Source organism: Streptomyces sp. NPDC005263, assembly GCF_042872365.1.
Classification (GTDB): Bacteria; Actinomycetota; Actinomycetes; order Streptomycetales; family Streptomycetaceae; genus Streptomyces.
Genome location: NZ_JBIAKJ010000002.1, coordinates 546,550 through 565,398, shown reverse-complemented (window position 1 = coordinate 565,398; position 18,849 = coordinate 546,550). Strand labels below are relative to the sequence as shown.

The window sequence follows — 18,849 nt, the reverse complement described above, 5'->3', positions numbered from 1 at the left end:
GCCTCTGGAGGCGGCATGCTGGAGAGCAACATAAGCAAGGTGAGCCGCTGGGACCAGCACGGGCGCGAACACGTCGTGCGGGTGCGGCGGGCGGGAATTCAGCGGACGATCAGCTGTGACACCTGCGGCTGGCGGCAGTCGGCGCAGTTCCTGCCCTGGCTGAAGGCGCAGGAGCATCTCGCTCAGGCCCACCAGGCGACGGTGGATCCGGCGGCGACCTGACATCCCGGGCCGACTCCGACGATGTCGGGGTCCGCGCCGATGACTTTTCGCCGCGAGGGAGGTCGTACGTACGACGGTCCCCCGAACCGGAAGGCCCAGCGATGAGCGAGCTGCACACGACCCTGAAACGGCACGTGGACGACGGAACGGTACCCGGCGCCGTCGGGATGGTGGCACGCGGCGACGACGTCGAGGTGGTGGCCGTCGGTGGCGTGGACCTCGAGGGCACCGCTCCGATGGCCCGGGACTCGATCTTCCGGATCGCCTCGATCACCAAACCGATCACGGCGGCGGCCGTGCTGATGCTGGTGGAGGACGGGCTGTTCGGGATCGACGACCCGGTCGAGGAGTGGCTGCCGGAGCTGTCGAAACCGGTCGTGGTGCGGACCCCGGACGCCCCCGTGGACGACGTGGTTCCCGCGGCCCGCCCGATCACGGTCGAGGACCTGCTCAGCTCCCGCACCGGCTGGGGCTTCCCGTCCGACTTCTCGCTGCCCGCGGTCCATGCGCTGTTCGACGTGCAGCGGGACGGTCGCGACCTGAGCGCCTACCCGGATCCGGACACCTGGCTGGCCGAGCTGGCCCGGCTGCCGCTGCTGTACCAGCCGGGCGAGGCGTGGCTGTACGGCACCTCCTCCGACCTGCAGGGCATCCTGGTCGCCCGTGCGTCGGGGCGCTCGCTCCCGGAGTTCCTGGCGGAACGGATCTTCGAGCCGCTCGGCATGAAGGACACGGCGTTCGAGGTGCCGGCCGCGAAACGGCACCGCTTCACGAGCTACTACGGCGTCGACGCGACCGGCGTTCCACAGCTCCTGGACGCCCCGGACGGCGGCTGGAGCGCGATCCCGGCGTTCCCGTCCGGCCAAGGGGGTCTGGCCGGCACCGCCGACGACTGGCTGGCCTTCGCCCGGATGCTGCTCGCCGGCGGCACGGCGAACGGGCGCCGGCTCCTGTCCGCCACCTCGGTGAGCCGCATGACCACCAACCACCTCACCGCGCGGCAACGGGAGCTCGGCGCCCTCTTCATGGAGGACCAGGGCTGGGGCTACGGCGGTTCGGTCGACGTAAGTCCGGTCGCCCCCTGGAACGTCCCCGGCCGCTACGGCTGGGTCGGCGGCACCGGGACCACGGCCCACATCGTCCCGCCCACCGGCACGGTCACCATCCTGCTGACCCAGCTGGGCATGCGGGGACCGACCCCGACGGACCTGATGCGGGACTTCTGGCGGGCCGCGGCGGGTTAGGGCCGGTTGCGAAACCAGCCTGTCGACGGTCAGCCGCCGTACGCCAGCCTCGCCCCCAGCACCACGAAGGACCCCGCGAAGCTCCGCCGCAGCCAGGTCATCACGCGCGGACGGGAGATCACGTGACGGCGCACGGACGCCGCGAGCAGCCCGAACGCGACGAACACGACGAACGTCACCAGCATGAACACCCCGCCCAGCATCAGCATCCGGCCCATCGCGTACGGCTCGTCGGCGCTGACGAACTGGGGCAGGAAGGCGAGGAAGAAGATCGTCACCTTGGGGTTGAGGACGTTGATCAGTACCGCCCGGACGATCACTTCGCCGGTGCCGGACGGCTGGGCGCTCTGGTCGAGGTCGATCGCGCGCTGGTCGCGCAGCATGGCCCACGCCATGTACAGCAGGTACACCACACCGGCGTACCTCAGGATCTGGAACGCGGTCGTGCTCGCGTGCAGGACGGCCGCGAGGCCGGTGACCGTGGCCAGCACGTGCGGCACGATCGCCAGTGTGCAGCCGAAGGCGGCGACGGCACTCGCGCGGCGGCCGCGGGAGAGCCCGGCGGCCAGGGTGAAGACGAGCCCGGTACCGGGCGTCACGACGACGACAAGGGTGGTCAGCAGGAACGCGATGCTCATGCGTTCACCCTGGACATGCGTCGGCCCTTGATACAGGTCCACAGGGGCACCCGTATCAAGGGCCAATCAAGCAGTGGACGTCCTAGCAGCCGATCAGGCGGCTCGCCAGGTAGCCCTCGATCTGGTCCAGCGACACCCGCTCCTGCTTCATCGAGTCACGCTCGCGGACGGTGACCGCGTTGTCGTCCAGGGTGTCGAAGTCGACGGTCACGCAGAACGGCGTGCCGATCTCGTCCTGGCGACGGTAGCGGCGGCCGATGGCGCCGGCGTCGTCGAAGTCGATGTTCCAGTTCTGCCGCAGCGCCTGGGCGAGGCCCTTGGCCTTCGGGGACAGCTCCGGGTTGCGGGACAGCGGCAGCACCGCGACCTTCACCGGGGACAGCCGCGGGTCGAGGCGCAGCACCGTGCGCTTCTCCAGCTTGCCCTTGGCGTTGGGCGCCTCGTCCTCGATGTACGCGTCGAGCAGGAACGCCAGCATCGCGCGGCCGACACCGGCCGCGGGCTCGATGACGTACGGCGTCCAGCGCTCGCCGGCCTCCTGGTCGAAGTAGGACAGGTCCTGGCCGGAGGCCTTGGAGTGGGCGCCGAGGTCGTAGTCGGTGCGGTTGGCCACGCCCTCCAGCTCACCCCACTCGTTGCCGCCGAACTGGAAGCGGTACTCGATGTCTGCGGTGCGCTTGGAGTAGTGGGAGAGCTTCTCCTTCGGGTGCTCGAACCACCGCATGTTCTCCTCGCGCAGGCCCAGGCCGGTGTACCAGTTCCAGCGCTGCTCCATCCAGTACTCCTGCCACGTCTCGTCCTCGCCCGGCTTGACGAAGAACTCCATCTCCATCTGCTCGAACTCGCGGGTGCGGAAGATGAAGTTGCCGGGCGTGATCTCGTTGCGGAAGGACTTGCCCATCTGCGCGATGCCGAACGGCGGCTTGCGGCGCGACGTGGTCTGCACCTGGGCGAAGTTGGTGAAGATGCCCTGCGCGGTCTCGGGACGCAGGTAGGCGACGGAGCCGCTGTCCTGGGTGGGGCCGAGGTGGGTGGAGAGCAGACCCGAGAACTGCTTGGGCTCGGTGAACTGGCCCTTGTTGCCGCAGTTGGGGCAGTTCACGTCCGCGAGGCCGTTCTCCGGCGGACGGTTGTGCTTGGCCTCGTAGGCCTCTTCCAGGTGGTCCGCGCGGAACCGCTTGTGACAGGAGGTGCACTCGGTGAGCGGGTCCGTGAAGGTGGCGACGTGACCGGATGCCTGCCAGACCTCGGGGGCCAGGATCACGGACGAGTCGATACCGACGACGTCCTCGCGCGACGTCACCATGTAGCGCCACCACTGGCGCTTGAGGTTCTCCTTGAGCTCGACACCCAGCGGCCCGTAGTCCCAGGCGGCGCGCTGTCCGCCGTAGATCTCACTGCAGGGGAATACGAAGCCACGGCGCTTGCTCAGGCTGACGATGGTGTCGATCTTGTCGGCGGCCACGGTGCTCTCTTCATTACGACGACGGGCGACAAAGCTAGATGCTTCAGAACGTGCTTCGGAGCATTGCTTCTCGGCGAATGCTTCAGGTTACCGGCGAGGGCTCCCCTCCAATCAAATCGGTCCCGGCTCCGGCCTCCGACAGCTTCCTTCCGGCCGACTTGTTGACAATCATTTCCAGGTTAGTTGAAAATGACTGTCATGAACGTACGACGTCGTCTCATACCCACGGCCGCCGTGACCGCTGTCACCGCGCTGGGTCTCGGCACCCTCTCCGCCTGCTCCACCGACAGCGCCGCCGCGGGCAACACGGACAAGTTCGACGTCGTCGCGTCGTTCTACCCGTTGGCGTTCCTCGCCCAGGAGATCGGCGGGGACCATGTGCACATCACCGACCTCACCAAGCCCGGCCAGGAGCCGCACGACCTGGAGATCAGCGCCATGCAGACCGCGCAGCTCCAGGAGTCCGACGCGGTGCTCTACCTCAAGAACCTCCAGCCCGCCGTCGACGACGCGGTGGCCCAGTCCGAGATCAAGACCAAGATCGACGCGACCTCCCTCACCACCCTGGAGAAACACGGCAACGAGGTCGGAGGCCACGCGGCCGAGCACGACGACCACGCCGACGAGGAACTGGCCGGCCTCGACCCCCACATCTGGCTCGACCCGGTGCGCTACGCCCAGGTCGCCGCGGGCGTCGGCAAGGCCTTCGAGAAGGCCGACCCGGACCACGCGGCCGACTACAAGAAGAACACCGCCGCCCTGGTCACGAAGCTGAACGCCCTGAACACCCGGTTCAAGGACGGCCTGACGAACACGAAGACCAAGGTCTTCATCACCACGCACGCCGCCTTCGGCTACCTCGCCGAGCGCTACGGCCTGACCGAGGAGGCCATCAGCGGCCTCGACCCCGAGTCGGAGCCCAGCGCGAACCGGGTCAAGAACCTTGAGAAGATGGCGAAGGCCGACGGCGTCTCCACGATCTTCTACGAGACGCTCGTCAGCGACAAGACCGCGAAGACCATCGCCGCCGACTCGCACCTCAGGACCGATGTCCTCGACCCGATCGAGGGCATCACGTCCAAGTCGAAGGGCGACGACTACTTCCAGGTGATGGAGTCCAACCTCAAGGCGCTGCGGACCGCACTGGGCGCCCGATGACCCCTACGGAGGACCTCGTGAGCGAGCCCGTCGTGTCCCTGCGCGGCGTCCGTGCCGAGCTGGGCTCGCGCCCCGTCCTGCGCGGCATCGACCTCACCGTGGACCGCGGTGAGGTGGTCGCGCTGCTCGGCGCCAACGGCTCCGGCAAGTCGACCGCGATCCGCACCGTCATCGGCCAGGTGCCGCTCGCCGGTGGCGAGATCAGGCTGTTCGGCACCCCGCGCCGCGACTTCCGGGACTGGGCGCGGGTCGGCTACGTACCGCAGCGCACCACCGCCGCGGGCGGCGTGCCCGCCACGGTCACCGAGATCGTCTCCTCCGGCCGGCTGTCCCGGGCCCGTTTCGGGGTGCTGCGCAAGGCCGACCACGCGGCCGTACGCCGGGCCCTGGACCTGGTCGGCATGGCCGACCGCGCCAAGGACTCCGTGAACGCCCTGTCCGGTGGCCAGCACCAGCGGGTGCTGATCGCCCGCGCCCTCGCCGCCGAACCCGAACTGCTGATCATGGACGAGCCGATGGCGGGCGTGGACCTGGCCAGCCAGGAGGTCCTCGCCGAGACGCTGCGCGACCAGGTGGCGTCCGGTACGACCGTGCTGCTGGTCCTCCACGAACTGGGCCCCCTGGAGCCCCTCATCGACCGGGCCGTCGTCCTGCGCGACGGCTGCGTGACACACGACGGCCCGCCCCCGCAGGCCCTCGGCCAGCACGCCCTGCCGGGCCACGACCACGTACACCCGCACGCGGCTCACGACGCCGAACCCATCCGGACGGGACTGCTGAGCTGATGGACCTCCTGAACTACGCCTTCATGCAGCGGGCCCTGCTCGCCGCCGTCCTGGTGGGCATCACCGCCCCCGCGGTCGGCATCTACCTCGTCCAGCGCCGCCAGGCCCTCATGGGCGACGGCATCGGCCACGTCGCCATGACCGGCGTCGGCCTCGGCTTCCTGCTGTCCACCTCCCCGGTGTGGATGGCGATGGCGGTCTCCGTCCTCGGCACCGTGGTGATGGAGCTGATCCGCTGGTACGGCAAGACCCGCGGTGACATCGCCCTCGCCATGCTCTTCTACGGCGGTATGGCCGCCGGCGTCATGTTCACCAACCTCGCGCCGGGCGGCTCCAACGCGAACCTGATGTCGTACCTGTTCGGCTCCCTGTCGACGGTGAGCCCGGCGGACGTGACCGCGATCTGCTGGCTCGCGGCGTTCGTGCTCCTGATCACGGTGGGCCTGCGCCGCCAGCTGTTCGCGGTCAGCCAGGACGAGGAGTTCGCGCGGGTCACCGGTCTTCCGGTGCGCGCGCTGAACCTGCTGACGGCGATCACCGCGGCGGTCACGGTGACGGTCGCCATGCGGGTCGTGGGCCTGCTGCTGGTGTCGGCGCTGATGGTGGTGCCGGTGGCGGCGGCCCAGCAGCTCACCCGCAGCTTCGCGGCGACCTTCGCGGTCGCCGTCGCCATCGGCGTGAGCGTCACGATCGGCGGCACCGTCACGTCGTACTACCAGGACGTACCGCCCGGCGCGACGATCGTGCTGCTGACCATCGGGGCGTTCATCGCGCTGACCGTGCTGGCGACCCCGCTGGCCCGGCGCCGCGCGCGGGCCCTCGCCGCCCGGCAGCCCGCCGGGGACCCGGCGGAGTGCGTGATTCCGGCCAGTCGTGAGCCCGACGGGAAGGTCGGCGTCTGACCGGTGACAGGCCGGGCTGGCACAATGGCCCGGCAGGCGCAGACGTGAGGAGGCAACCGGTGACGACCGCTGGACCGCCAGTGAAGGGCCGCGCGACCCGGCAGCGGGCCGCCGTGGCGGCGGCGCTCGACGAGGTCGACGAGTTCCGCAGTGCGCAGGACCTCCACGACATGCTCAAGCACAAGGGCGACTCCGTCGGGCTGACCACGGTCTACCGCACGCTCCAGTCGCTCGCCGACGCCGGCGAGGTCGACGTCCTGCGCACCTCCGACGGCGAGTCCGTCTACCGCCGCTGCTCCACCGGCGAGCACCACCACCACCTGGTCTGCCGGGTCTGCGGCAAGGCCGTCGAGGTCGAGGGCCCGGCGGTGGAGAAGTGGGCGGACGCCATCGCCTCCGAACACGGCTTCGTGAACGTGGCCCACACGGTGGAGATCTTCGGCACCTGCGAGGAGTGCGCTGCCGCTTAGCTGCGGGCAGTCGTGCCGCTGGGGCGGCACGGGTGGGCGCGGCGGCACCCCGCGGCGCCGGGCTGCGCACCCACCCCCCAGCAGCGACATCGGGCGCCTGTCAGGCCTCCTCCTGCTTGCCCTCCATGGCCAGCAGCTCCTCGTTCGGGATAGCACCACCGAAGCGCCGGTCGCGGGAGGCGAACTCCACGCACGCCCGCCACAGGTCCCGCCGGTCGAAATCCGGCCACAGCACGTTCTGGAAGACCATCTCGGCGTAAGCGCTCTGCCAGAGAAGGTAGTTGGAGGTGCGCTGCTCGCCGCTGGGCCGCAGGAACAGGTCCACGTCCGGCATGTCCGGGTAGTACAGGTACTTCTGGATCGTCTTCTCGGAGACCTTCGCCGGGTCGAGCCGCCCGGCCTTCACGTCCTCCGCGATGGCCTGCATGGCGTCCGCGAGCTCGGCCCGGCCGCCGTAGTTCATGCAGAAGTACAAGGTCAGCTTGTCGTTGTCCTTGGTCTGCTCCTGGGCGACCTGGAGCTCCTTGGCGACGGACTTCCACAGCCGGGGCATCCGCCCCACCCAGCGCACCCGGATCCCGAGTGCGTCGAGCTGGTCCCGGGTCTTGCGGATGAAGTCCCGGTTGAAGTTCATCAGGAAGCGCACCTCGTCGGGCGAGCGCTTCCAGTTCTCCGTGGAGAAGGCGTACAGCGAGATGCTCCCGACGCCCATCTCGATCGCGCCCTGCAGCACGTCCAGCACCCGCTCGGCACCGACCTTGTGGCCCTCGGTGCGGGGCAGTCCGCGTTCCTTCGCCCAGCGTCCGTTGCCGTCCATGACGATCGCCACATGCTTCGCGACCAGCTCGCCCGGGAGCTTCGGCGGACGGGCTCCGGACGGGTGCGGTTCCGGCGTCTTGTACTCGCGGCGCTGGCGCCCCAGGATCCCGCGTACGGCCATGTGCTTCTCGTCTCCCTCTGACTGCTTTCGGCGCTTACTTTTCCACGTACCGCAGCGAGCGCAGCCCGCGCTCCAGATGCCAGTGCAGATAGGCGGACACCAGCCCGCTCCCCTCCCGCACGTGCCGCGGCTCGCACGCGTCCGCGGTCTCCCAGTCTCCCGTAAGCAGCGCCCCGAGGAGTTCCAGGGTCTGCGGCGACGGTACGACGCTCCCGGGCACCCGGCAGTCCACGCAGACCGACCCTCCGGACGCGACCGAGAAGAACCGGTTCGGCCCGGGCATGCCGCACTTCGCGCAGTCGCTGAAGGTGGGCGCGTACCCGTTGACGGCGAGCGAGCGCAGCAGGAACGCGTCCAGGACCAGGTGCGGGGCGTGCTCGCCGCGGGCGAGTGTCCGCAGCGCCCCGACCAGCAGCAGGTACTGCTGCACCGCCGGCTCGCCCTCGTGGTCGGTGAACCGCTCGGCGGTCTCCAGCATGGCCGTCCCGGCGGTGTACCGCGTGTAGTCCGCGACGATCCCGCCCCCGTACGGCGCGATGGTCTCGCTCTGGGTGCACAGGGGCAGCCCGCGCCCGATCAGTTCGCTGCCCCGCGCGAAGAACTGCACGTCGACATGGGAGAAGGGCTCAAGCCGCGCCCCGAACTTCGACTTGGTCCTGCGGACCCCCCGCGCCACGGCCCGTACCCGTCCGTGACCACGCGTGAGCAGGGTGATGATCCGGTCCGCCTCACCCAGCTTCTGGGTGCGCAGCACGATGCCATCGTCGCGGAACAGACTCATGGGCCCATTCTCGCCTACGGCGAGCGGGCGCCGTGTTGCGAGTCGGCAGCGGATACCCCGGCGACGCCGCACGGCGACCGTGCCGCCCGCCGCGGAGCGGCCGATGTCGCCGCGGCGTCGCGGCACCGGGACGCCCGCGTACTGGTGCTTCGACCAAGGGATGACCGACGCCCCACGTCAGGCACCCGAGGTCCGGCTCAGCCTTCCGTGACGATGCGGCGGGCCGCCTCCGCCTTTTCGTGATGGGCCGTGCGCAGGTCCTCCAGGGCCTCGGAGTTCTTCTTGATGTCCGCCTTCTGGATGTCGGTCTCCGCCTTGAACCAGATGGCGAGAAGGCCGGTCTCCTCCTTGCAGCGCACGTCCGCGGTCGCGGTCTGCTTCTCCTTCGCGGAGATCTCGTCCCCCTGGAACGCGGCGAGGTTCAGCGGGTCCATCGGAGAGGAATACCGGAATCCGGCACTCCGCATACACCCGGACCATTTCCGGAATCCTTCCCTCACCGCCGGGTCCGCGAGGGAGTCCTGGTAGCTCTCGTTGGCGATGCGGCTCGCGACCGCCGCGCCGGCCGGATCGTCGTACTCCTTGGAGAGCTTGGAGACCGACTGGCCGAAGCAGCCGTCGTCCGGTACCTCTTTCCCCTTGTACGTGAGCCTTTCGCCGCTGCCCTGCGGCACGCCCCGATTGCCGTAGAACACCGTGAGGTCGTCCTTGGAGAGGCGTGGCCCTTCGGGTAGTTGGGCGGCGTCCCGGTTCGGGTGGTAGCCGAAGCGTGCCGCCTCGCTCGCGCTCGACAGCCCATAGCGGCGGTCGGCGGGCCGGGGGGCGTCCGGGGCCTGCTCCGGCGGCTCGTAGGCGATGCCGTACGTCTTCAGGCAGCGCCGCGTCAGGACGTGCTGGGCCGACTCGATCACGGTGTTCTCGGCGACCGAGTAGCTGTAGCGGGCCATCGGCAGGCGGTTGGCGTACGTGACCAGCCGTTCTGTCGTCGGACCGCCGGACGCGGTAGGGGTGTTGGCCGCCCCGGCCGGGCCGCCGCCCTCGCCCGAACCGCTCCCGGAGGAGCAGCCGAGCAGGGCGGCGGCCAGGGCCAGGCAGACGGGTGCCAGGCGTCGCACGCGGATCAGAACTTGTAGCAGTCGCCGTCGTAACGGCCGTACCCGAAGGACGCGTTGTTGTTGTACGTCTTCTGGAGGCGTCCGCCGGGGCCGTTGTCGGTGCTCTTGAACGCCGGGATGGCGTCGCAGGCGCCCGCGAGGTTGCTGTTGTAGTAGATGACCAGGTTGTACGGCGCCAGGTTTGCCGCGGAGGCGGCGTTGTTCTTGACGGCCTGGCCCTTTCCGGCCCCCTCACCCAGGAAGGTGTAGCCGTTCAGGCTGTAGTGGTCGAAGCCCCGGAACACGGTTCTCGAGCCCGCCGTACCGCTGTTGTAGTAGAAGACCATGCAGTAGGTCTCGGAGTCGGGACACGTGAGCGAGGCAGAGGCCTGGGACTGCGGGGCCGTACCGAGCACGAGGCCCGCGGTGGCGGCGGCGGTGAGGCCGAAAGCGGCGAACTTGCGGCGCATACGCATGACGAATCTCCTGTGCTGGTCGGACACGGATGATGCGGCGCGCGAGTTCCTCGCCGCGAAAGCGCTTGATCGTAACAACCCTTGATTCGTACGGGAATTGGCTTTTTTTGACGCTGTTTTCCGGAGGAATTCATTCCGGCCGAATCATCACGTTTGGAGCCGTCGGCGGGCACCGGTGCGTCACGGTCGAGAGCCACCCACCGCGGCCGAGCGCCGCGTCACGCGTACCGGAACGTCCTGGGCAGGCGCCGCATTTCGATGGCTGAGGCGCGGTCGTTCCAGGCGGACGGCCTGGGCCTGGCGAGCGGTTCGACGGGGAGCGACTCGACGGGGAGTGGTGCGGCCGCGGCCCGGGCCTGGAACACCGCGATGACGGCGGCCAGTTCTTCGGCGGTGGGTCGCCCGCGCAGAACGGTGACGAGGGGCTGGGACATGGTGGGCTCCTTGCAGGGGACGTGGAGGTCGCCTCGCGATGGGCTGGGGCAGAAGCGGCGCCCGGGCCGGGTCCAGCGACCCAGGCGACCTCTAGAGCGGGACGTTGCCGTGTTTCCTGCCCGGCCGCGTCTCGCGCTTGGTGCGCACGGCTCGCAGGCCTCGGACGATGTGCTGCCTGGTCCGGGACGGGATGATCACGGCGTCCACGCAGCCGTGCTCGCACGCCGCGTCGGGGTCGAGGAAGGTGTCCTCGGGGCCGAGCCGTGGTCCGGGCACCGCGATGCGAGCCGTGGGCCAGGCGAGGCTGAGGTCGGCGCCGAGGTGTCGGGAGCCCATGACGTCGTAGGCGCCGCCGTGGGCCTTGCGGGTGAGGACGGTGATCAGGGGCACGGTGGCCTCGGCATAGGCGTAGGTCAGCTTGGCGCTGCGACGGACGAGGCCGTTCCACTCCTGGTCGGTGCCGGGACGGAAGCCGGGCACATCGACGAAGGTCAGGACCGGCACGTTGAAGGCGTCGCAGGTGCGGATGAAGCGCGCGGCCTTCTCGCAGGCGTCGATGTCCAGGCAACCGCCGTGGCGCAGCGGCTGGTTGGCGACGACGCCGACGGGGTGACCCTCGACACGTCCGAAGCCGGTGATGATGTTGGGGGCGAAGAGCGGCTGGGTCTCCAGGAACTCGTCGTCGTCCAGGGCGCTTTCGACGACCTGGAGCATGTCGTAGGGCTGGTTGGCCGTGTCGGGAACGACCGAGTCCAGCCGCGGCCGCAGCTCCGCGTCGACATCGTCCGTACGGCTCTCCGGGTCGGCTGGGGGATCCTCCAGGTTGTTGGAGGGGAGGTAGGACAGCAGCTCCTTGACGTACTCGATGGCGTCGTTCGTGTCGTGCGCCAGGTGGTGTGCGATGCCGGACACGGTGCTGAGGGTCCTGGCACCGCCGAGCTCTTCGAGGCCGACGCGTTCCCCGGTGGCCGCCTCGACGGCCTCGGGTCCGGTCAGGGACAGGTACGACGCCTGGTCGCTCGTCACCACGAAGTCGCTGATCGCCGAGGCCTGCGCCGCGCGATCCGCATGCCCCACGACCAGGGCGATCTGGGGGACGACTCCGGAGGCGAGCACGGTACGGCGGACGATCTCCGCCTGGACGCCCACCGCGCCAGCGCCCACGTCGGCGTCGGCGTCGGCGTCGGCGTCGGCGTCGGCGTCGGAGCCATGGATGGAGACGAGCGGGCATCCGGTCTTCAGGGCGAGGTCCATCACCTTGGTGATCTTCGCGCCGGAGAACTCGTCGAGGACGGTTCCGACAGCGGCCGCGTCCTCCGAGAAGACGGCGACCGGTCGCCCGTCGACCGTGCCGTAACCGGTGACGACACTGTCGGGGCGGCGACGTGCCACGGCGTCCAACTCGACGAAGGAGCCTTCATCGAGCAGCAACTCGACCCGCTCGCGGGCGCTGCCGGCTTCGGTGTCCACGGTCATCCGCATGTTCCTGTCCTTGAGAGTGCCCTAGAGCCTAGAGATTGTTGAACGATCCTTCAATGGCCGGGCATCGATCGGGCGTCAGCCGCATCCCCCTCGGGTCGCACGGCCGACTTCTTTCAGGCAGGGGGATTGACGGAGACCTCAGGCAGGGGTATCAATTTGTGAGGATTGTTGAACGATTCTCTTGGTGGATACAGATAGGCGGAGGCCGCGACGCGGCTGGGACTACCTCCTGGCCCCGTCCGGCCGATGTCCTCCGGTTTCACTCCTCCGCTCCCGTGGGGTAAAGATGTCTCCCTTCCCTGCACCTCGGACGACAGCGGCCGCCGTGGGTGTCGACACCATGGATCGTGCGAGGTGGATCCTTCCCCCGGTCCCCGAATCCGCCCGGTCGGCCCGCCGGCAGGTCTCGGCGCAGCTGACCGACTGGGGCTTGCCCCAGGTGGTCGATGACGCGACGCTGGTCGTCTCCGAACTCGTCACGAACGCGGTCTGCCACGGGTCGGGTCCCGTCTGGCACGCACTGCGGCGCGTACCGGGCGACGGCGCCGCCGATGTGGTGCGCCTCGAGGTCGGCGACCACGGGCGGGGCTGGGGCGACACCCCCGCACCGCGCACATCCACGGACGGCCTGAACTGCGGGGGTCGCGGCCTGCCGCTGGTCGAGGCGCTGTCCTCGCACTGGGGCGCCCGGCGCCTGCCGCACGGCTTCGTGGTGTGGGTCGAGATGTCCGGCCGCCCCCTGACCGTCACGCCCGGTACGCCAGGCACGCCCGGCACGAAACCTCCACGCAGAAAATCACCCCATTCCTCTTGAGGGATCGTTGAACAATCCCTAAGTTGTTCCCCACATCGAGACCGGCCCGCGTGCATGGCCGGTCTCCCCAGAGGCTGGAGACACGGGATGGACCGACCCATCACCAGCCACCTCCGCTCTCTTCCCTCCTCCCGGTGAGGTCTCCATGACAACCACACCCACCAGCTCCCCAGCCGTCGCCGAGGACGCGACCGGCCGCTTCGCCTGGTACCGGTCGTTCTCCCCGCAGGGGCGTCGCGCCTTCAAGGGAGCGTTCGGCGGGTACGCCCTCGACGCCTACGACTTCCAGGTGCTCCCGCTCAGCATGGTGGCCCTGTCGGCCTACTTCAGCCTCACCACGGCGCAGACGGGCCTGCTGACCACGGTCACGCTGCTGGTGTCCGCGCTCGGCGGCATTCTGGCGGGCCTGCTGATCGACCGGGTCGGCCGAGTGAAGACGCTCATGATCACGGTGGCCACCTACGCGGTCTTCACCGTGCTGTGCGGCTTCGCCGTCAACTACCCGATGCTGCTGGTGTCCCGGGCTTTCCAGGGCCTGGGTTTCGGTGGTGAATGGGCGGCCGGGGCCGTCCTGGTGGCCGAGTACGCCAAGTCCCGCTACCGCGGCAAGGTACTGGCGTTCATCCAGAGTTCCTGGGCGGTCGGCTGGGGCCTCGCCGTGATCGTGTCGACGGTCGTGATGGACAACCTCGACCCCTCCATCAGCTGGCGGGTGATGTTCTGGACAGGCGCCCTGCCCGCGCTGCTGCTGGTGTACGTGCGCCGCAACATCAAGGACGCCCCCGAGGTGACCGAGCGGCTGGCGAGCAAGGAACCGCGGGTCCCGCTGTCGTCGATCTTCCAGGGCAGCCTCGCCCGCAAGACGCTCTTCGCGACGATCCTCGCCACCGGTGTGCAGGGCGGCTACTACACCATCGCCACCTGGCTGCCCACCTACCTCAAGGTCGAGCGCGGCCTCACCGTGGTCGGCACCGGCGGCTACCTCTTCATGCTCATCAGCGGCGCCTTCCTGGGCTACCTCGCCGCCGGCTACATCACCGACGCGCTCGGCCGCAAGAAGACCTTCGCCCTGTTCGCGGTGCTCAGCGCCGCCCTGCTGCTGACCTACATCAACATCCCGCAGGGCGCCAACACCACGCTGCTCTTCCTCGGCTTCCCCCTGGGATTCTGCGCCTCCGCCATATTCTCCGGGTTCGGCGCCTTCCTGGCCGAGCTGTACCCGGGCGCGGTCCGGGGCACCGGCCAGAGCTTCACGTACAACGTCGGCCGCGCCCTCGGCGCCTTCTTCCCCACCGCGGTCGGCTTCACCGCGGGCAGCGCGGGCGTCGGCGGCGCCCTGATCTACGGGGTCATCGGCTACGGCGTCGCCCTGGTCGCCCTCCTGGGGCTGCCGGAGACCCGCGGCACCGAACTCACCTGAGGTGCCCGGAGTGCGTCCGGACGAGTTCCTGCTCGGCGTCGTCGAGGTAGTCGGCGAGCAGGAGCTCCGCCTTCACGGTGGCGCCGGCCCGCAGGGCCGCGAGGATGTCCCGGTTGCGCGCCAGGTAGGGCTCGTGGAACCCCCGCAGACCGCCCATCGCGTGGAAGGCCAGGCGCAGTTCGGCCAGCACCCCACGCATCAGTTCGTTCAGGCGGACGCTGTGACCGAGGGCCACCACCGCGCCGTGGAAATGGGTGTTGGCGGTACCGACCTGGAGCCAGTCGCCTTCCTCGGCCGCCTGTCCGGCCTCGGCGACCGCGACCTCGGCCCCGGCCAGATCGTAGGGCGGGTTGCCCAGGTGGCGGACCACCGAGCACTCGATGAGCCGGCGCACCTGGTAGATGTCGCTGATGTCCTGGACGGTGAGCTTCCGGACGAAGACCCCGCGGTTGAGTTCGTGGACCAGCAGCTTCTCGTGCGTGAGCAGCCGGAACGCCTCTCGGAGGGTGTTGCGCGAGATCCCGAGCGCTTTGCCGATGGTGTCCTCGGAGAGCTTGCTGCCCGGCGCGAGATGACCCTCCGAGATGCGGGTGCGCAGGATGTCGGCGACCCGCTCGGCGGTACTGGAGCGCCCCAGCAGGACGCGATCCGCCACCAGCACGGCCGGATCCAGTTCGGCAGCCATCTTCTCGGTCCTCCCCGTCACCAAGCTCCGGGGGCCAGTCAACCGAAAACTCGGGGATGAAACAACACGGCCCTTGTCGGATTGTTCAACAATACTCTAGCCTGAGGTCGTGGACGGGTATCTCGTCCTTGGCTTCCTCTGTCGAAAGGAAACGCCGGTGGAAACCGTTGTCCAGCCCTCAGCCCTCAGCCCCGCTCGGGCCCGGGACCTGTTCCGAAGCGGCACGAGTCGGCCGACCACCGGCTGGTGCGGGGGTTTCACCCAGGCGAATCTGATCACGGTGCCCGCCGACTGGGCCTACGACGTGCTGCTGTTCTGCCAGCGCAACCCCAAGCCCTGTCCGGTGCTCGACGTCACGGACCCCGGCTCGTGGTCCACGTCACTCGCCCCGGGCGCCGACCTGCGGACCGACGTGCCGCGCTACCGGGTCTGGGAGCACGGCCGGCTGGTCGACGAGCCGACCGACGTCGTCGGTCACTGGCGCGAGGACCTGGTCACGTTCCTGATCGGATGCAGCTTCACCTTCGAGACCGCCCTGGCCGAGGCGGGCGTACCACTGCGCCACGTCGACCAGGGACGCAACGTCGCGATGTACCGAAGCTCCCGCGCCTGCCGGCCGGCGGGGCGGCTGCACGGCCCCATGGTCGTGTCGATGCGCCAGATCCCGGCCGGCCTGGTGGACAGGGCGGCCCGGGTCAGCGAGCGGATGCCGGCGGTGCACGGCGGGCCGGTGCACACCGGGGATCCCACGATCCTCGGCATCAAGGACCTCACCCGTCCCGACTACGGCGACCCGGTGGAGGCCGAGGCCGGTGACGTCCCGGTCTTCTGGGCCTGCGGCGTCACCCCGCAGGCCGCCCTGATGGCGTCGCGGCCGCCCTTCGCCCTCACCCACGCGCCCGGATACATGCTGATCACGGACGCGCGGGACAGCGACTACCGCGTCGGGTGACGGGGGCCGAGTGATGGGTAGGGGACATGTGCGGTCGCGAGGAGAACAGGCACCAGGGATGACAGACGTCGTGATGGATCTCAACGCGGATCTCGCGGAGGGCTACGGACGGTGGGTCCTCACCGACGACGAGGCCATGCTGGAGCTGGTGACCAGCGCCAATGTGGCCTGCGGCTTCCACGCGGGCGATCCCGGCATCATGCGCCGGGTCTGTGACACGGCCGTCGAGCGGGGAGTGCGGATCGGAGCCCAGGTCTCCTACCGGGACCTGGCCGGTTTCGGGCGCCGGGCCATGGACGTCCCCGCCGACGAACTGGCCGACGAGATCACCTACCAGATCGGCGCCCTCCAGGTGTTCGCCCGCGCCGCCGGGGCGGACGTCGCCTACGTCAAGCCGCACGGGGCGCTGTACAACCGGGTGGTCTCCGACCCCGAACAGGCCGCCGCCGTCGCGGCGGGCACCAGGCACGCCGACTCCGGGCTGGCCGTGCTGTGTCTGCCCGACTCGGCCATGCACCGAGCGGCCGCCGAAGAAGGGCTGGCCGTGGTCGGCGAGGCCTTCGCGGACCGCGCCTACACCGCGGCGGGCACCCTGGTCCCGCGCGGCGTACCGGGCGCCGTGCTCAGTGACCCCGCTCAGGTGGTCCGGCAGGCGGTCTCACTGGCCCGTGACGGCCACACCACCGCACTCACCGGTGAGCGGGTACAGATCCGAGCGAGGTCGCTGTGCCTGCACGGCGACACCCCCGGGGCGGTCGACCTCGCGCTGCGGGTCCGCACGGCACTGCGGGACGCGGGAGTCGCTCTGGAGGCGTTCGTATGAGGCTGCTGCCGGTCGGGCAGGACTCGCTGCTCGTCGATCTGGACGGACCGGACGAGGCGCAGGCCTGGCACGCCGAACTGCTGCGCCGCATCGGCGCGGGCGCCCTGGCGCCGGTGCGGGAGATCGTGCCGGGCGAGAAGACCGTACTGCTGTACGGGGTGCGCGATCTGCCCGCTTTCCAGGCGGAGTTGCGCCACTGGTCCGCACCCCCGCCGGCGGCCGACAGCGGCGAGCTGGTGGAGATACCCGTCCGGTACGACGGGGCCGACCTGGGCCTGGTCGCCGAGCTGTGGGGCATCAGCGCGGACGAGGTGGTGCGGGTGCACAGCGGCGCCGAACACCGGGTGGCGTTCTGCGGTTTCGCCCCGGGATTCGCGTACATGACGGGTCTGGGCGAGCCGTACGTCGTGCCGCGCCGGGCCGAGCCGCGCACCTCGGTGCCGGCCGGGTCGGTGGCCCTGGCCGGCCACTACACCGGCATCTACCCCCGGAGTTCGCCGGGCGGATGGCAGTTGATCGGCCGGACCTCGGTGACGCTGTGGGACCTGGAGCGGCAGCCGGCGGCCCTGCTCGTCCCCGGCACCCGGGTGCGTTTCGTGCCTCTCACCGAGGAGGTGGACGCATGAGTGACGGCAAGGTCGACGTGGTGCGGGCCGGCGCGCTGACCACCGTCCAGGACCAGGGACGGTTCGGCCACGCGGCTCTCGGCGTACCCCGCTCCGGCGCCCTGGACCAGCCGTCCCACCGCCTGGCGAACCGGCTGGTGGGCAACCCCGCCGACGCCGCCACCCTGGAGACCACCCTGACCGGCGTGGCCGTACGCGCCACCCGGCCGGTGACCGTGGCCGTCACCGGGGCGCCCGCCCCGGTACGCGTCGACGGCCGGCCGGCCGCCTGGGGCAGCCCCGTCCGCCTGCCGGCCGGGGCGGTGCTCGACGTCGGCACCGCCACCGTCGGGCTGCGCTGCTACCTCGCCCTGAGCGGAGGCGTCGCCGTACCCCCGGTCCTCGGCAGCCGCTCCACCGACCTGCTGTCCGGGCTGGGCCCCGCCCCCCTCAAGGACGGTGACATCCTGCCGCTGGGCGAACCGGCCGGCGCGGGCCCGCCCCCGCACCACCTGGCCCTGTGGGACGGGCCCCCGCGTGAACTGGTGCTCCCGGTGCTGCTCGGCCCGCGCGACGACTGGTTCACCGCCGCCGCGGTGCGCACCCTGGCGGCGGGCCGCTTCTCGGTGTCTCCCCGCAGCAACCGCGTCGCGCTGCGGATGAACGGCCCCGCCCTGGAACGAGCGGTGGACGGTGAACTCCGCAGCGAGGGCATGGTGCTCGGCGCGGTCCAGGTGCCGCCCGACGGCAAGCCCGTGCTCTTCCTCGCCGACTCCCCCACCACCGGCGGATACCCCGTCATCGGCGTGGTGCCGGAGACCCATCTGTCCGCCGCGGCCCAGGCCCCGCCGGGCCTCCCCGTCCGCTTCGTACCGCTACGCAACGGCGCGCCGCGTGCGAGGCACCGGCACAGCTAGCCCTTCCGGAACCGTCGGACATAACGCGCCTGCCACGGCGTCTCCACCGCGTGCCGGTCGTAGTGCTCGCGGACGTAGGCGACGGCCTGCTCCGGCGGTACGCCGTCCAGGACCGCGAGACACGCCAGCGCCGTCCCCGTACGCCCACGGCCGCCGCCGCAGGCGAGTTCGACGCGCTCGTCGGCGGCCCGCGCCCAGGCCTCGGTGAGCATCGCGTGGGCGGCGTCCCGGTCCGCCGGCAGCCGGAAGTCGGGCCAGCGGATCCAGCGGGACTCCCAGGCGACCTCGGGCGGCTGCTTGCCGAGGAGGTAGACGCCGTACGACGGTGTCGGCGCGCCCGGGTCGAGCGGACGCCGCAGGCCCCGGCCCCGCACCAGCCGCCCGGACGGCAACCGCAGTACACCGGGGGCCCGTTCGCCCCACGGCTCCCGGTCCTGTCGGCTGTCCCCGCCCGCTTCGCTCGTCACGGCAACCATTCGAACCCGGTATCGGATCCCGGGCAACCGAATCCGCCGCATCGGTGGTCTGGAGGGCGAGGGGA

Annotated in this window: 22 protein-coding genes; 12 read left to right on the top strand and 10 right to left on the bottom strand. The window is 70.3% G+C overall.

The features are described from left to right. Window positions 1–15 precede the first annotated feature (15 nt). Window positions 16–222: a hypothetical protein gene (locus ACFYRY_RS09845; protein ID WP_389142002.1), complete on the top strand. Its 207-nt coding sequence runs from the start codon at window positions 16–18 to the stop codon at window positions 220–222. Between the two features lie 101 nt (window positions 223–323). Further along, window positions 324–1,466, top strand: coding sequence for a serine hydrolase domain-containing protein (locus tag ACFYRY_RS09840; RefSeq protein WP_389142000.1), 1,143 nt, complete (start codon window positions 324–326; stop codon window positions 1,464–1,466). Between the two features lie 29 nt (window positions 1,467–1,495). Here ACFYRY_RS09840 and ACFYRY_RS09835 read toward each other — a convergent pair whose 3' ends face one another. Both ACFYRY_RS09835 and ACFYRY_RS09830 read right to left on the bottom strand, forming a co-directional pair. After that, entirely contained in the window at window positions 1,496–2,104 is a 609-nt protein-coding gene (locus tag ACFYRY_RS09835) for a LysE family translocator (RefSeq protein WP_389141998.1), read from the bottom strand. An 82-nt stretch (window positions 2,105–2,186) separates the two neighbouring features. Then, window positions 2,187–3,569, bottom strand: coding sequence for a glycine--tRNA ligase (locus ACFYRY_RS09830; protein WP_389141996.1), 1,383 nt, complete (start codon window positions 3,567–3,569; stop codon window positions 2,187–2,189). Between the two features lie 198 nt (window positions 3,570–3,767). Here ACFYRY_RS09830 and ACFYRY_RS09825 point away from each other — a divergent pair, with 198 nt between their 5' ends. The 4 genes from ACFYRY_RS09825 to ACFYRY_RS09810 are packed head-to-tail and all read left to right on the top strand — an operon-like array spanning window position 3,768 to window position 6,884. Then, window positions 3,768–4,727 (top strand): metal ABC transporter substrate-binding protein, encoded by a 960-nt coding sequence (locus tag ACFYRY_RS09825; protein ID WP_389141994.1) that lies wholly within the window; start codon window positions 3,768–3,770, stop codon window positions 4,725–4,727. After that, window positions 4,724–5,512, top strand: a complete 789-nt coding sequence (locus ACFYRY_RS09820) for a metal ABC transporter ATP-binding protein (RefSeq protein ID WP_389141992.1) — start codon at window positions 4,724–4,726, stop codon at window positions 5,510–5,512. The genes ACFYRY_RS09825 and ACFYRY_RS09820 overlap by 4 nt, the downstream gene beginning before the upstream one ends. Then, window positions 5,512–6,414 (top strand): metal ABC transporter permease, encoded by a 903-nt coding sequence (locus ACFYRY_RS09815; protein ID WP_389141990.1) that lies wholly within the window; start codon window positions 5,512–5,514, stop codon window positions 6,412–6,414. The genes ACFYRY_RS09820 and ACFYRY_RS09815 overlap by 1 nt, the downstream gene beginning before the upstream one ends. A 59-nt stretch (window positions 6,415–6,473) precedes the next feature. Beyond that, window positions 6,474–6,884, top strand: a complete 411-nt coding sequence (locus ACFYRY_RS09810; RefSeq protein ID WP_389141988.1) for a Fur family transcriptional regulator — start codon at window positions 6,474–6,476, stop codon at window positions 6,882–6,884. Window positions 6,885–6,984: 100 nt separating this feature from the next. Here ACFYRY_RS09810 and ACFYRY_RS09805 read toward each other — a convergent pair whose 3' ends face one another. The 6 genes from ACFYRY_RS09805 to ACFYRY_RS09780 form a co-directional block, all read right to left on the bottom strand. Then, window positions 6,985–7,824, bottom strand: coding sequence for an isoprenyl transferase (locus ACFYRY_RS09805; RefSeq protein ID WP_389141986.1), 840 nt, complete (start codon window positions 7,822–7,824; stop codon window positions 6,985–6,987). A 34-nt stretch (window positions 7,825–7,858) separates the two neighbouring features. Continuing rightward, window positions 7,859–8,605, bottom strand: a complete 747-nt coding sequence (recO, locus tag ACFYRY_RS09800) for a DNA repair protein RecO (protein WP_356769627.1) — start codon at window positions 8,603–8,605, stop codon at window positions 7,859–7,861. A 197-nt stretch (window positions 8,606–8,802) separates the two neighbouring features. After that, entirely contained in the window at window positions 8,803–9,720 is a 918-nt protein-coding gene (locus ACFYRY_RS09795; protein ID WP_389141984.1) for a hypothetical protein, read from the bottom strand. A gap of 5 nt (window positions 9,721–9,725) precedes the next feature. Next, window positions 9,726–10,175 (bottom strand): peptidase inhibitor family I36 protein, encoded by a 450-nt coding sequence (locus tag ACFYRY_RS09790; RefSeq protein WP_389141982.1) that lies wholly within the window; start codon window positions 10,173–10,175, stop codon window positions 9,726–9,728. 218 nt (window positions 10,176–10,393) lie between these two features. After that, complete coding sequence (locus ACFYRY_RS09785; RefSeq protein ID WP_389141980.1) at window positions 10,394–10,609, bottom strand: acyl-CoA carboxylase subunit epsilon; 216 nt, start codon at window positions 10,607–10,609, stop codon at window positions 10,394–10,396. Between the two features lie 91 nt (window positions 10,610–10,700). Further along, the gene (locus ACFYRY_RS09780; RefSeq protein ID WP_389141978.1) at window positions 10,701–12,092 is read right to left on the bottom strand and encodes an acyl-CoA carboxylase subunit beta; all 1,392 of its coding nucleotides are present in this window, start codon (window positions 12,090–12,092) and stop codon (window positions 10,701–10,703) included. 340 nt (window positions 12,093–12,432) lie between these two features. On the opposite strand from ACFYRY_RS09780, the gene ACFYRY_RS09775 reads away from it, so the two are divergent. After that, a complete protein-coding gene (locus tag ACFYRY_RS09775) occupies window positions 12,433–12,906 on the top strand; it encodes an ATP-binding protein (protein WP_389141976.1) in 474 nt (157 codons plus the stop codon). Window positions 12,907–13,051: 145 nt separating this feature from the next. Beyond that, window positions 13,052–14,326 (top strand): MFS transporter, encoded by a 1,275-nt coding sequence (locus ACFYRY_RS09770; RefSeq protein ID WP_389141974.1) that lies wholly within the window; start codon window positions 13,052–13,054, stop codon window positions 14,324–14,326. Here ACFYRY_RS09770 and ACFYRY_RS09765 read toward each other — a convergent pair. Continuing rightward, window positions 14,319–15,011 carry a GntR family transcriptional regulator gene (locus tag ACFYRY_RS09765; RefSeq protein WP_389141972.1) on the bottom strand — a complete coding sequence of 231 codons (693 nt, stop codon included), beginning with the start codon at window positions 15,009–15,011 and terminating at the stop codon, window positions 14,319–14,321. The genes ACFYRY_RS09770 and ACFYRY_RS09765 overlap by 8 nt on opposite strands. 157 nt (window positions 15,012–15,168) lie before the next feature. Between ACFYRY_RS09765 and ACFYRY_RS09760 the strand changes: the two genes are divergently transcribed. From ACFYRY_RS09760 to ACFYRY_RS09745, 4 genes are read left to right on the top strand one after another with little or no spacing between them, the layout of a single operon-like run. After that, window positions 15,169–15,963 carry a putative hydro-lyase gene (locus ACFYRY_RS09760; RefSeq protein WP_389141970.1) on the top strand — a complete coding sequence of 265 codons (795 nt, stop codon included), beginning with the start codon at window positions 15,169–15,171 and terminating at the stop codon, window positions 15,961–15,963. A 58-nt stretch (window positions 15,964–16,021) separates the two neighbouring features. Beyond that, window positions 16,022–16,786 (top strand): LamB/YcsF family protein, encoded by a 765-nt coding sequence (locus ACFYRY_RS09755; protein WP_389141968.1) that lies wholly within the window; start codon window positions 16,022–16,024, stop codon window positions 16,784–16,786. Then, complete coding sequence (locus ACFYRY_RS09750; protein WP_389141966.1) at window positions 16,783–17,412, top strand: allophanate hydrolase subunit 1; 630 nt, start codon at window positions 16,783–16,785, stop codon at window positions 17,410–17,412. Before ACFYRY_RS09755 ends, ACFYRY_RS09750 begins: the two co-directional genes overlap by 4 nt. Continuing rightward, window positions 17,409–18,308 carry a biotin-dependent carboxyltransferase family protein gene (locus tag ACFYRY_RS09745; protein ID WP_389141964.1) on the top strand — a complete coding sequence of 300 codons (900 nt, stop codon included), beginning with the start codon at window positions 17,409–17,411 and terminating at the stop codon, window positions 18,306–18,308. The genes ACFYRY_RS09750 and ACFYRY_RS09745 overlap by 4 nt, the downstream gene beginning before the upstream one ends. Here ACFYRY_RS09745 and ACFYRY_RS09740 read toward each other — a convergent pair. Beyond that, the gene (locus ACFYRY_RS09740) at window positions 18,305–18,775 is read right to left on the bottom strand and encodes a protein phosphatase (protein ID WP_389141962.1); all 471 of its coding nucleotides are present in this window, start codon (window positions 18,773–18,775) and stop codon (window positions 18,305–18,307) included. The genes ACFYRY_RS09745 and ACFYRY_RS09740 overlap by 4 nt on opposite strands. Window positions 18,776–18,849 lie beyond the last annotated feature (74 nt).